Source organism: Cellulomonas sp. Leaf334 (genome assembly GCF_001424195.1).
In the GTDB taxonomy this organism is placed as follows: Bacteria; Actinomycetota; Actinomycetes; order Actinomycetales; family Cellulomonadaceae; genus Cellulomonas.
In genome coordinates this window covers 1,733,978-1,746,545 of record NZ_LMOO01000001.1, presented here as the reverse complement: position 1 = coordinate 1,746,545, position 12,568 = coordinate 1,733,978, and the positions used below count along the sequence as shown (strand labels likewise).

At 70.5% G+C, this 12,568-nt stretch carries 12 protein-coding genes; 3 read left to right on the top strand and 9 right to left on the bottom strand.

Annotation, left to right across the window (positions count from 1 at the left end):
* The first annotated feature begins 288 nt into the window (after window positions 1-288).
* Window positions 289-1,650, top strand: a complete 1,362-nt coding sequence (locus ASF78_RS07870; RefSeq protein WP_056588351.1) for an MATE family efflux transporter — start codon at window positions 289-291, stop codon at window positions 1,648-1,650.
* 237 nt (window positions 1,651-1,887) lie between these two features.
* Here the strand turns inward: ASF78_RS07870 and rplI are convergent, their stop codons facing one another.
* The 5 genes from rplI to ASF78_RS07845 all read right to left on the bottom strand — a co-directional run bounded on the left by rplI (window position 1,888) and on the right by ASF78_RS07845 (window position 6,152).
* Window positions 1,888-2,337 carry a 50S ribosomal protein L9 gene (gene rplI / locus ASF78_RS07865; RefSeq protein ID WP_055915966.1) on the bottom strand — a complete coding sequence of 150 codons (450 nt, stop codon included), beginning with the start codon at window positions 2,335-2,337 and terminating at the stop codon, window positions 1,888-1,890.
* Between the two features lie 14 nt (window positions 2,338-2,351).
* Complete coding sequence (gene rpsR / locus ASF78_RS07860) at window positions 2,352-2,588, bottom strand: 30S ribosomal protein S18 (protein ID WP_028051084.1); 237 nt, start codon at window positions 2,586-2,588, stop codon at window positions 2,352-2,354.
* 77 nt (window positions 2,589-2,665) lie between these two features.
* Window positions 2,666-3,208: a single-stranded DNA-binding protein gene (locus tag ASF78_RS07855; RefSeq protein ID WP_055915969.1), complete on the bottom strand. Its 543-nt coding sequence runs from the start codon at window positions 3,206-3,208 to the stop codon at window positions 2,666-2,668.
* A gap of 71 nt (window positions 3,209-3,279) precedes the next feature.
* Window positions 3,280-3,573, bottom strand: a complete 294-nt coding sequence (gene rpsF / locus ASF78_RS07850) for a 30S ribosomal protein S6 (protein ID WP_055915972.1) — start codon at window positions 3,571-3,573, stop codon at window positions 3,280-3,282.
* Window positions 3,574-3,782: 209 nt separating this feature from the next.
* Window positions 3,783-6,152, bottom strand: a complete 2,370-nt coding sequence (locus ASF78_RS07845) for a transglycosylase domain-containing protein (protein WP_056586465.1) — start codon at window positions 6,150-6,152, stop codon at window positions 3,783-3,785.
* A 297-nt stretch (window positions 6,153-6,449) separates the two neighbouring features.
* On the opposite strand from ASF78_RS07845, the gene ASF78_RS07840 reads away from it, so the two are divergent.
* Together ASF78_RS07840 and ASF78_RS07835 are read left to right on the top strand one after the other, a co-directional pair.
* Window positions 6,450-7,100: a PadR family transcriptional regulator gene (locus ASF78_RS07840; RefSeq protein WP_056586462.1), complete on the top strand. Its 651-nt coding sequence runs from the start codon at window positions 6,450-6,452 to the stop codon at window positions 7,098-7,100.
* Window positions 7,097-8,188, top strand: coding sequence for an inositol-3-phosphate synthase (locus ASF78_RS07835; protein WP_056586459.1), 1,092 nt, complete (start codon window positions 7,097-7,099; stop codon window positions 8,186-8,188). The genes ASF78_RS07840 and ASF78_RS07835 overlap by 4 nt, the downstream gene beginning before the upstream one ends.
* A gap of 166 nt (window positions 8,189-8,354) precedes the next feature.
* Here the strand turns inward: ASF78_RS07835 and ASF78_RS07830 are convergent, their stop codons facing one another.
* From ASF78_RS07830 to ASF78_RS07815, 4 genes are all read right to left on the bottom strand, one after another.
* Window positions 8,355-9,860 (bottom strand): hypothetical protein, encoded by a 1,506-nt coding sequence (locus ASF78_RS07830; protein WP_156374064.1) that lies wholly within the window; start codon window positions 9,858-9,860, stop codon window positions 8,355-8,357.
* Window positions 9,853-10,398, bottom strand: coding sequence for an RNA polymerase sigma factor (locus tag ASF78_RS07825; protein WP_056586453.1), 546 nt, complete (start codon window positions 10,396-10,398; stop codon window positions 9,853-9,855). Before ASF78_RS07825 ends, ASF78_RS07830 begins: the two co-directional genes overlap by 8 nt.
* A 130-nt stretch (window positions 10,399-10,528) precedes the next feature.
* Window positions 10,529-11,932, bottom strand: coding sequence for a hypothetical protein (locus ASF78_RS22765; protein WP_056586450.1), 1,404 nt, complete (start codon window positions 11,930-11,932; stop codon window positions 10,529-10,531).
* Window positions 11,922-12,470 carry a sigma-70 family RNA polymerase sigma factor gene (locus ASF78_RS07815; protein ID WP_056586447.1) on the bottom strand — a complete coding sequence of 183 codons (549 nt, stop codon included), beginning with the start codon at window positions 12,468-12,470 and terminating at the stop codon, window positions 11,922-11,924. Before ASF78_RS07815 ends, ASF78_RS22765 begins: the two co-directional genes overlap by 11 nt.
* Between the last annotated feature and the right edge of the window lie 98 nt (window positions 12,471-12,568).

Genomic DNA, 12,568 nt, shown 5'->3' with positions numbered 1-12,568 from the left:
CCCATCGTCATCGTTCGAACACATGCTCCATGGGGGCACCCACACTGCCCGGAGGACGGTCACCGGGTCGTCGCACTCGCGACGTTAGGGGGTCCGAGCCCGTCCTCCAAACGCCCCTCCGCGCCCCTGTGGGCAACGTGCAGACTTCTGTGGAGCGAGCCCTCACCTACTGTGAGCGAGGCTGTGGATCACGTCCGATTCTGTCCACAGTCCGTGGACAGGGGTGTGGACAGACGAATGGATATCGCTTCAGATCCGCTCGTCACCCGCAGGAACGCTGTGCACGTGCTGTGGATTCGAGAAAGGTTGGCCACGATTTCATCTGTCGGACATCGACCCCCCGGCATCGACCGCCAGATACTGGCCCTCGCCGTCCCGGCGCTCGGCGCCCTGGTCGCCGAGCCGCTCTTCGTGCTCGTCGACTCCGCCGTTGTGGGCCACCTCGGCACCGCCCCGCTGGCCGGTCTGGCGCTCGCCTCGACCGTCCTGATGACGGTCATCGGGCTGTGCGTCTTCCTGGCCTACGCGACGACGGCGGCCGTCGCCCGGCGCCTCGGATCCGGCGACCGCGTGGGTGCGCTCCAGGTCGGGGTCGACGGGATGTGGCTCGCGCTCGGGCTCGGCATCGTGCTGGCTGCAGCCACCTGGCTGAGCGCCCCGTGGCTGATCGAGGCCCTCGGGGCGTCCGACGAGGTCGCCCAGCAAGCCGTGACCTACCTTCGCTGGTCGGCACCGGGCCTGCCCGGCATGCTCCTCGTCCTCGCGTCGACCGGCGCCCTGCGCGGGCTGCTGGACACCCGCACGCCCCTGGTCGTCGCCGCAGCCGGTGCCGTCGTCAACGCCGTGCTCAACGTGGTGCTCGTCTACGGCGTCGGGATGGGGATCGCCGGCTCCGGGCTCGGCACCGCCGTGACCCAGCTGGCCATGGCCGTCGCGCTCACCGTCGTCGTCGTCCGCGGCGCCCGGGGCTCGGGTGCGCAGCTCCGTCCGGCTGCCGGGGGCATCTGGGCCAACGCGCGCGCCGGCACCCCGCTGTTCGTCCGCACGCTGTCCCTGCGGCTCGCCATCCTGCTGACCGTGTGGGTCGCCACCGGGCTCGGCGCGGTGGAGCTCGCCGGGCACCAGGTCGTCGCCGCCGTCTGGGGGCTCGCCGCGTTCGCGCTCGACGCCCTCGCCATCGCCGCGCAGGCGCTCGTCGGCCACGCCCTGGGTGCCGCCGACGTGCCACGCGTCCGCGCGATCCTGCGACGCACCCTCCAGTGGGGAGTCGGCGCCGGTGCCGCTCTCGGCCTCGTCGTGGGCGGGCTCTCGTGGGTCTACGTCCCGCTCTTCACGACGGCCGACGACGTCCGAGCAGCCGCCGTCGCCGCGCTCGTCGTCGCCGCTGTGACCATGCCGATGGCCGGCTGGGTGTTCGTGCTCGACGGCGTCCTCATCGGCGCCGGCGACGGCCGCTTCCTCGCGTGGGCGGGCATGGCCACGCTCGTGGTCTACGTGCCGTTCGCGCTGGCGGTCCGGGGGGCCGCCCCACCGGGCGCCGCAGGCCTGGCGTGGCTGTGGGCGGCGTTCGCGGGCGTGTTCATGCTCTCCCGCGCGGTCACGACGGGCTGGCGTGCCCGCGGCACGTCATGGATGGTCACGGGCGCCTGACGGCCACCCCGAACGTCCGCACCTTCGAGCGTCCCGACGACCGAATGTGCGGACGCCCCGGTGGGACGTCCGAGGAAGTGAGCGTCGGGCCAGCCGCTTCCTCGGACGCAACGGGACTGCGTGGGGGACGTCCGAGCACGTGGTCGTCCGGGCGACCAGATGCTCGGACGTGGCGGTCCTGGACGCAGGAGCGCCCCGGTCCCACCAGGGGATCGGGGCGCTCCAGGACTGCTCAGGTCAGGCTGCGACGACCTTGACGGTCACCGTCGCGGACACGCCTGCGTGCAGACGGACCGACACCTGGTACTCGCCGAGGGCCTTGATCGGCTGACCGATCTCGACCTTCCGCTTGTCGATCTGCGGCGCGCCGGACTTCTTGACCGCGTCGGCGATCTCGGCGGTCGTGACGGCACCGAACAGACGGCCCGACTCGCCGGCCTTGGCCGACACGACGACCGGCTTGCTCTGCAGCGAGTCGCGGATCGCCTTGGCGTCGTCGAGCGTCGCGATCTCACGGGCCTTGCGGGCCTTGCGGATCGCGGTGACGTCCTTCTCGGCGCCCTTGGTCCAGGGCGTCGCCAGGTTGCGCGGGACGAGGAAGTTCCGGGCGTACCCGTCCTTCACCTCGACCACGTCGCCGGGCTCACCGAGACCGGTGACCTCGTGGGTCAGGATGATCTTCGCCATGATGGTCCCCTTTCTCAGCGCGCCGACGACGAGTACGGCAGGAGAGCCATCTCGCGGGCGTTCTTGACGGCACGCGCGATCGCGCGCTGCTCCTGGACGGACACACCGGTCACCCGGCGAGCGCGGATCTTCCCGCGGTCGGAGATGAACTTGCGCAGCAGCGCAGTGTCCTTGTAGTCGACGACATCGATCTTCGCCGCCTTGAGCGGGTTCTGCTTCTTCTTCGGCTTGCGGACCACGGCCTTGGCCATCGTGGTGCTCCTTGTCTGCTGGAGCCCTGGGCGTTGCCGTGCCCAGGGATGGGGAGTGTCTGAGTGTCAGGCGCCGATCAGAACGGAGGCTCGTCGGAGTAGCCGGCACCGCCAGCACCACCTGCGGGCGTCGCCCACGGGTCGTCCTGCTGGTTGCCGCCACCGCCGCCGGAGCCACCGAATCCGCCGCCACCGCCACCGTTGTTGAAGCCGCCGCCGCCCCCGCCGCCGAAGCCACCGCCGCCGCCACCCGAACGCTGGGTCCGGGTGACCTTGGCCGTGGCGTAGCGCAGGGACGGGCCGACCTCGTCGACCTGGAGCTCGTACACGGTGCGCTTCTCGCCCTCACGGGTCTCATACGAGCGCTGCACGAGCCGGCCGGTCACGATGACGCGGGTGCCCTTGGTGAGCGACTCGGCGACCGACTCGGCCGCCTCCCGCCAGATCGAGCAGCGGAGGAACAGCGTGTCGCCGTCCTTCCACTCGTTGCTCTGGCGGTCGAACGTACGGGGGGTGGACGCGACGGTGAAGTTCGCGACAGCGGCCCCCGAAGGGGTGAAGCGCAGCTCGGGATCCCCGGTCAGGTTCCCGATCACCGTGATGACGGTCTCACCGCTCATGCCCAGCTCCTCGTTCGTTCGATCAGTCGGAAGGTATGGGACCGCACACTAGGTGCGGCCACCCACAGAGATCAGGCGTCGGCGCGCAGGACCTTGGTCCGCAGGACGACCTCGTTGAGGCCGAGCTGACGGTCGAGCTCCTTGGCGGTCGCGGGCGTCGCGTGGAAGTCGATGACGGCGTAGATGCCCTCGGACTTCTTCTGGATGTCGTAGGCAAGCCGACGACGACCCCAGATGTCGACCTTGTCGACAGTGCCACCGTCGGTCTTGATGACCGTCAGGTACTTGTCGAGCGACGGAGCAACGGTGCGCTCTTCGATCTCGGGGTCAAGGATGATCATGAGTTCGTACTGACGCAGGCTCATACCCACCTCCTCTGGTCTTCGCGGCCACGGTCGATCCGTGGCAGGAGGGTGTGTGCGTCGCTGGCCCCGCCGATCCGTCCATGACGACGAGCCGACGAGGGCACAGCAATCTCCTAGGCTACCCGGCCTGGAGCCACCGCCGAAATCGGCTGTGGACAGGGACGGACCTGGAAGCTCGCGAGGGGCGGATGTCCGCCCCTCGCGATGGATCAGGGGGTGGGCGTGGGCGTCGGTGCGGGCGTCGGCTCCGGCTCCTGGGTCGGGACCGGCTTCGGTCCGCTGGAGACGACGAGCGTCACCGATCCTCCGGCCGGGAGCAGGGTGCCGCTCCTCGGCTCCACCCGGATGACACGACCGGACGTCACGGTGTCGGACGGTTCCACGACCACGCTGGCGGACAACCCGGCGTTGACGACCGCCGCGGTCGCATCACCCTCGAGCTTGCCCTCGAGGCCACCCGGGACGGCGACCTCCGTCGGCGCCTCCTGCGTGGGCTCCTCCGTGGGCGCGACCGTCTCCGTCGGCACGGTGGCGCTCGGCGTCGGCTTGCCGCCGACGTTCGCACGGGCCGGGAAGTCGAGCACGGGCGCGTACTGGGGCTGCGCGAAGACGTCCTTCATGTACGACTGCCACAGGAATGCGGGCCAGCTGCCGCCGGTGATGTTCTCGGTCCTACCGATCGGCGAGATCGTCACCTGGGCGTTCCCCTCACCGAGCTGGCTGAACGAGACCTCGGTGACGATGTTGGGTGTGAAGCCGATGAACCAGGCGGCCTTGTTCTCCTGCGTAGTGCCTGTCTTGCCGGCGATCGGGCGGTCGAGCGGCTTGATCCACTGCTTGCCCGACCCCTCCTCCACCACCTGTGTCATCGCGAACGTGGCGTCGGCGATGACGTCCGGGGCGAAGACACGCTCCGTGGGGTCCTTGTGCTGGAACGCGACCGAGTCGTCGGAGTTGATCACGGTGCGGACGATGTACGGGTCGACGCGGATACCGCCCGAGGCGATCGTGGCGTAGGCACCCACCATGTCGATGGGCTGGAGGGACTCCGTGCCCAGCACGTTGGACCGGTTGGTGTCCACGGGTTCGGGGACACCCGCGCGCGCCGCCACCTCGGCCGTCTTCTCAGGACTGACCTGCAGGTTCAGCTGGGCGTACACCGTGTTCACCGACTGCGCGGTCGCCTCGACGAGGTCGATGCTGCCGAACTTGCCGCCCGGGAAGTTGTTGACCTTCCAGTCACCGAACGTCTGCGGTGTCTTCCCGTCGAACCGAGTGTCGAGGCTCACCCCCTGCTCGAGGCCGGCGATGAGGGTGAACGGCTTGAACGTCGAGCCGGGCTGTACGTTGTCGAACGTGACGGTGTTCGTCTGGTCCGTCAGGAAGTCGGCGCCGCCGTACAGGGCGACGATCGCGCCGTCCCTCGGGTCCACCGAGCTCAGGGAGATGCGGGTGATCGGGTCGGGCACGGCTCCGTCCTGCTCGGGGAGCGTGCCGGCGCGGAACGCGTCGACATGTGCCACGGCGGCGGACTGCAACGGCTCCTGGATGGTCGTGACTATCGAGAGCCCCTTGCGGTAGATCTCGTCGTCGGTGAGCGCCAACGGCTCGAGCTTGAGCTCGTCGCGCACCATCTCGAGCAGGAAGCCGACGGGTCCGCCCATCGAGTCCTGCCGCTTGTACTCGACGGTCGGCGGGAAGGTCAGCGTCGCGCGGTCGGCGGCGGTCAGCCAGCCCTCCTCCTCCATGGAGTCGAGCACGATGTTCCAGCGCGCCTCGGCCTTGTCGGGGGCCTTGGCCGGGTCCCAGTTGTTGGGCGACGGGATGATGCCGGCCAGGAGGGCGGCCTCCGCGACCGTCAGGTCCTTGGCGTCCTTGGCGAAGTAGGACTGCGACGCGGCCTGGATGCCGTACGAGTCACGACCGAAGTAGATCGTGTTCAGGTACCGCTCCATGATCTCCGGCTTGGTCTCCTCCCGGGCGATCTTCATCGCCAGGAGGGTCTCCCGGAACTTGCCGACGTAGTCGGTCGTCGTCTCGGCGACGTAGTACCGCTCGACGTACTGCTGCGTGAGGGTCGACCCACCCTGCGTGGGCCCGCCGCGCAGGTTGTTGATCAGCGCGCGGCCCATGCCGGTGATCGAGATGCCGCTGCTGTTGGTGAAGAACGTCTTGTCCTCGGCGGCGGCCACCGCCTGGCCCACGTACTCGGGGAGCGTGGCGTACTCGACGAGCGTCCGCTTCTGCGCCGCGAACGTGCCCATCACCGAGCCCTGGGAGCCGTCGGCGTTGTTGGCGTAGTAGACCGTCGTCGTCTGCGCCCGGGTGTCGTCCGCCGGGTCCGGGATCGTCGTGCTCGCGTACGCCGCGACCATCGCGCCGGCGCCGAGGAAGCCGACCGCGAGGATCGTGCCGACGGAGAACCGCCAGGACGGCAGCCAGCGGTGCAGGCCCTCGTAGCCGGACCGCGGGTAGTCGAAGAAGCGTCGCTTGGGGGCGCTGCTGCCCGACGAGGCTGCCGTGCCGCGGGGCGCGGTGCGCTTGCCCCGGGCGGGTGCCCTCCGATTCGTGCGTGCCAACGCTCTGCCTTCCGTCCGACGACTGGTCCGGCCGTCGCACCCGGTTTCGGGCAGGCGTCAGCCGCGGAAGCCAGTATGGGGGACCTCGCTGAGCGCGCGCGGTGTGCCCGAGCCTGGATCCGGCGAGCCTTCACACGATCGGCACGGCGCGCGCGAACCGCCGACGCAGCCACGCCTCGACGCACACACGCCGTGTGTCCCAGGTCACCGACTTGCTTGGTTCGTCGTATTCGACATACTCTCCGGATGTATCGAGTTGATACATCGAGAAGCCCAACACCCTGAGGAGGTGCCCCTGTGCGCGGTCGTTCCGACGTGCTCGAGCCGGCCATCCTCGGGTTGCTCCACGAGTCCCCGATGCATGGGTACGAGCTGCGCAAGCGCCTCAACCTCGTGCTCGGCTCGTTCCGCGCACTCTCCTACGGCTCGCTCTACCCGTGCCTGAAGTCGCTGGTCGAGCGCAACTGGATCCAGGGCACCGAGTCGCTGGTGGCACCGCAGGCCGTGGCCTCCAAGCGAGCACGCATCGTCTACCAGCTGACCGCCGACGGCAAGGAGCACCTCCAGCAGGTGCTCGCGTCGTCCGGGCCGGCCACCTGGGAGGACGAGAACTTCGACGTCCGGTTCGCCTTCTTCGGGCAGACCGACGCCGAGACCAGGCTTCGGATCCTCGAGGGTCGGCGCACGCGCCTGACAGAGCGTCTCGAGACGATCCGCCAGTCCTTCGCCCGCACCCGCGAGCGCATGGACGAGTACACCCTCGAGCTCCAGCGGCACGGCCTCGAACAGGTCGAGCGTGAGGTCCGCTGGCTCGACGGACTGATCGACAACGAGCGCGGCCTTCGTCGCACCCGTCCTGCAGGCACCGGTCGTCCGACCGCTGCTGACACACCCGCGGAGGACGACGACGTCGCCCCCGCGCGAACCACCGAGAAGGAGCGAGGATGACCTCCATCCGCGTCGCCATCGTCGGCGTCGGCAACTGCGCCGCGTCGCTCGTCCAGGGCGTGCACTACTACGCCGACGCCGACCCGAGCAGCACCGTGCCCGGTCTGATGCACGTGCAGTTCGGCGACTACCACGTCCGCGACATCGAGTTCGTCGCAGCGTTCGACGTCGACGCGAAGAAGGTCGGCTTCGACCTGTCCGAGGCCATCGGTGCCTCGGAGAACAACACCATCAAGATCGCCGACGTGCCCCCGCTCGGCGTGACCGTGCAGCGTGGCGTGACCAACGACGGTCTCGGCAAGTACTACCGCGAGACGATCACCGAGTCCGACGCCGAGCCGGTCGACATCGTCGCCGCCCTGCGCGAGGCCGAGGCCGACGTCCTCATCTGCTACCTGCCCGTCGGGTCCGAGATCGCTGCGAAGTACTACGCGCAGTGCGCCATCGACGCCGGCGTCGCGTTCGTCAACGCCCTCCCCGTCTTCATCGCGTCCGACCCGGTCTGGGCCGCGAAGTTCGAGGCTGCCGGCGTCCCGATCGTCGGCGACGACATCAAGTCGCAGGTCGGCGCCACCATCACCCACCGCGTCCTCGCGAAGCTCTTCGAGGACCGCGGCGTCGTGCTGGACCGCACGTACCAGCTGAACGTCGGCGGCAACATGGACTTCAAGAACATGCTCGAGCGCGAGCGCCTGGAGTCCAAGAAGCTCTCCAAGACCCAGGCCGTCACCTCCAACCTGACCGGCCCCCTGGGCGGCAAGAAGGAGGACCGCAACGTCCACATCGGCCCGTCGGACTACGTCGCCTGGCTCGACGACCGCAAGTGGGCCTACGTCCGCCTCGAGGGTCGCGCGTTCGGCGAGGTGCCCCTGAACCTCGAGTACAAGCTCGAGGTCTGGGACTCGCCCAACTCCGCCGGCATCATCATCGACGCCCTGCGCGCCGCGAAGATCGCCAAGGACCGCGGCATCGGCGGCCCGATCCTGTCGGCGTCGACGTACTTCATGAAGTCCCCGCCGGTCCAGATGGAGGACACCCTCGGCCGCGCCGAGCTGGAGTCCTTCATCCGCGGCGAGAACGAGCGCTGATCCGGAGTAACAACGAGCGCTGATCCGGAGTGCAGCGAAGGGTGAGGGCGCGCCAGCGCACTCGCCCGTAGCGGAACGCAGGACCAGCGCGACCATCAACAACGAGCGCTGATCCGGCACGACCGAAGGCGCGCATCCCACCGGGGTGCGCGCCTTCGTCGTGCCGCTAGCCGGCCGGCACCCACGACTCGAGGCCGCTCAGCCACTCGGGCACCTCGGCGGTCGGCGGCGGGGCGGGCGCCAGCAGCGTCGTCGTCCCGGAGGCGGCGGCGTAGGAGCGGAGCTCGACGGGCGTCGACATCTCCGTGCAGCCGGACTGCGACGCGACGAGCAGCGGCTGACCGGACCGGAACGTGAACATCGTCTCGCCCGGATCGATGCCCGTCGGCCGCAGGCTCGTGCCCGTCCAGACGTACGCGTCCGCCGCGCAGCTGCTGGGGTCGTTGACACCGCTGAGGGTGCCGACGACGGCCAGCGTCCCCGGTCCGGCCCAGCCGCCCTCCCACGTCCACGGTCGAGGCTCTCCCGCCGCCGGCCGGGACAGGAGCGTGGTGGTGGACCCCGCAGGTGAGACCTCGACCCGGTAGTACGCGGCGTTCAGCGAGGCCGGGTCCTGGACCTCGTCGGGCTCGTACCCGGGGTCCCCGGCGTCCAGGCAGTACGCCAGGAGCTCGCCGGGGTCGAGCCACCCGACCACCTCGCACGACTGACCCGGGACGCCGTAGTCGACCTCGGTGCGGCCGCCGTCGACCACGTCGACCAGCGCGAACGGCTCGGCGGCGCTGATCCCCGAGGGAACGTTGGTGACCAACCAGCGACCGGTGGGGTCGAGCAACCACCGGAACCCGACCAGACCGACGGACTGCGGCGCACTGCCGGCACCCGGCACCCGGTACAGCTCCGAGACGATGGAGTCGGTGCTGGCGCCCTCGGTCCAGAGCTCGACTCCGTCTGCCGCCTGACCGACGTACTCGTTGGGAAACAGGTCGGACCCTTCGAGCCCGAGCGCGGTCGGCGTCAGCTCGCCCGTGACGAGGTCGAGGACGGCGCGCGGCTCGACCCCCTGTCCCAGGTCGCCGTCCCAGTCGATGCGCACGACTGCGGTGGTCGCCCCCGCCTCCCAGCGCAGCAACGAGACCCCCATGTCCTCCGGCAGGTCGACGACGCGGTAGAGGTCTCCCGTCGGGGACGCGAGGACCACGGTGTTGACGGCGCCGTTCGGGACGCCGTCGAGGCCCGGTTCGAGCTCCAGGAAGTCCGTCGAGACGGAGCGGTAGATCCCGAGCACCCACCCGGGTGTCGTCTGCTCGAGGAGGCCCGCCGGCAGGGCGTAGGTCGGCGGCAGGCCGAGGATGTCGTCGGCGACGGGCGTCGGTGTCGACGTCGGCGCCGGCGTCGGCGTGAGCGAGGGCGACGGGACCGGTGTCGACGAGGCCGTGGGGCTGACCGCCGGCGCGGGCTCGTCCCGGGTGCCGTTCAGGCCGAGCCAGGTCGTCGTGCCCAGCACGGCGACGGCCGCCGTCGCGCCGCCGGCCTCGAGCGTGTGCCGACGGGCGCGTCGGAACCGGACCTTGCGGTGCAGCCGGTCGCCGACCTGCGCGACGGGGAGGTCGGTCAACGAACCGGAGCGTTCCGCGAGCGCGTCGTTCATGAGATCTGCCAGTTCACGCACCGTGCACACTCCTCTGCGAGGTCAGGACCTGCACCGTGTGGTCGTCGACCGTGGCCTGCGTCCCCAGCAGGGCGTTCAGCGTCCGGAGGCCGTCGGCGGTGTACCGCTTGACGGCACCGTCGCTCACCCCGAGCAGCGCGGCGGTGTCCCGGACGGGGGCGTCGTCGAGGTAGCGCAGGACGACACACGCGCGCTGGCGTGGGCTGAGCTGCGCGAGCGCCGCCTCCAGCCGGTCCGCGACACCGCCCGACGACGGGATCGCCCCGAGCGGCACCTGGCCGACCTGCTCGGCCAGGGCCCGCTCGCGGCCGCGCTTGCGGGTGCCGTCGATGAACCGGGAGACGATGGCGCGCCGCACGTACTGCTCCGCCTCTGCCACCGACGCGAACCGCGCACGGCCGGAGAACGTGGAGAGCAGCGCGTCCTGCACCAGGTCCTCCGCGTCCGTGCGCGACGAGCACAGGAGCATCGCCCGGGCGACGAGCTGCGTGTAGCGCCCGTCGACCAGCTGCTCGAGCAGCGGCTCCCACCGAGTCACGCCGACCTCCGGTCCGGTGTCCGAGGCGCCCGTGCGGCGCCTGCGAGAGAAGAACGATCCTCGACCGGCCTGGGGTTGTTGCTCGACCGGACGAGTTTCGTGTCCTCTCCCGCAGGCGTTCCCCGCATGCTCAGGACGACGTGCCCGGGATCCACCAGGACAGCCCGCCCACCCACTGGATCGGACCGAGGCCGTACTCCTCCCCGGTCTCGGTGGGCCGGGGCATCAGCACGGCGTCCGTGCCGGTCCGCAGGTCGTGCGCGGTGAGTGCGGTCGTGGCACCGTCTCCGACCACGTCGGTGGCTAGGACGACGTCTCCCACCACGTCGACGAGGTAGTCGAACGCCTCGTCGGACGCCTGCGTGATCTGCGAGGCGTCGCCACCGTCGACGAGCCACGCCCCCCACGTCCCCGACTCAGCCTGCGCGGAGACGACGTGCCGGCCGTCGTCGAGCGGGAAGACACCGGCGACGTTCTGCCATCCCATCCCGTCGTACAAGGGCTCAGGCTTGGGCATGGTCGGCGGATCCCACTCGGGGACGAACGTGGTCCGGTAGACGCGGCCCCCGTCAGCGTCGCCCTCGCACCACACGACGGCGACGGAGTCCGAGAGCCAGCCGCTCACGGGGCACTCCCTGTTGGCCTCGGCCGGCTGGAAGAAGTTCGTGTGACCGGTCCGGAGGTCGATCAGCGCGCTCCCGATGCTCATGTAGTTGCGGTCGGGGCTCATGGGTCCCACGAGCTGGGGCCAGAGCCCGGCGAAGGTGGTCGTGACCCCGTCCGGCGTCACCGAGACGAGGTAGCCGCTCCCGCTCAGATTCTCCTCGTAGGTCTGCCACACGGTGCTCCCGGTGGAGGCGACACCGATCCAGAAGGCGTTCTCCGGTGCACCGGGCACCGGAGTCAGGACGCCGGTCAGCAGGTCGAGGTACCGGTGCGGACCGGCGATGAGCTGGACGATCGCGCGGGACTCGCCAGCCTTCCAGTGGACCACCCGGGCGATCTCGTCCGGTCCGGCGGGCAGGTCGAGCACCTTGTAGCGGTCGCCCGACGGCGAGGCGGCGTAGAGCACCGACGACCCGGCGACCCACTCGTCCGACCCGGCCGTGACGTACGACGGCGTGTACATCGCCAGCACCCATCCCGGCTCCGCCTGCGCCAGGACCGACCGCGTGATCGGCTCGGAGTCGGGCTGGCCGAAGGACGCCGGCACGGGCGGCGGGGTCACGGCCGTCTCGGACGGCGTCGGCGTGGGTGTGGGCGATGGCGTCGGAGTCGGTGTCGTCACCGTCGGCGACGGGCTGATCGCGGGCGGCACGGGATCCTGCGACCGGAGCCCGAACCACGAGGCGCCGGCCACGACGGCGACAGCAGCGCCCGCGCCGACACCCTGGACCGAGTGACGCACGGCTCGACGACGCTTCACCCGTCGCACCGTCCCCGAGAGCGCACCCGCGCTCGGCGCCAGCCCGGCGATCGACTCCTCGCGGGCCTGCACGTTCGCGTGCATGAAGTCGGTCAGGTCACGCTCCACGACGCACCTCCTCTGTCGGCACCAGCACCACGGGGTCACGGTCGGCAGGGCTCGTCGTGCCCAGCGCCGCGTTCAGGGCCGCCACCCCGTCGGACACGTACCTCTTCACTGCGCCCTCGCTCAGGCCCAGCGCCGCGGCGGTCTCCCGGACGGACATGTCCTCCAGGTGCCGCAGCACGACGCAGGCCCGCTGGCGTGGGCTCAACGCCCGGAGCGCGACCTCGAGCTCGGTCGAGAGGACCTCACCGGTGAGGTCGGCCGGCGCAGGCCGAGCGGCGACGCGCTGCTGGGCCAGCTTCTCGTACTCGCGCTTGCGGGTGCGGTCCACGAACCGCGACACGATCGCCCGCCGCACGTACTGCTCGGCCTGCCCCGGCGACTCGAAGCGCGCCCGCGACGAGAACGTCGCGACCAGCGCCTCCTGCACCAGGTCCTCGGCATCCGCGCGTGACGCGACGAGCAGCATGGCTCTCGCCACGAGCCGCGGATAGCGCTCACGCGCCACCTGCTCGAGCATCGGTTCCCACTGCCGGCTCATCCGACCCCCCTCCCATCGTCTCGAACCTCCGTCACGCCCTAGAACGCATCGGCACCCGGATCGGTTGGGGCGAGGTCACGGCGGGAGACGACGGACAC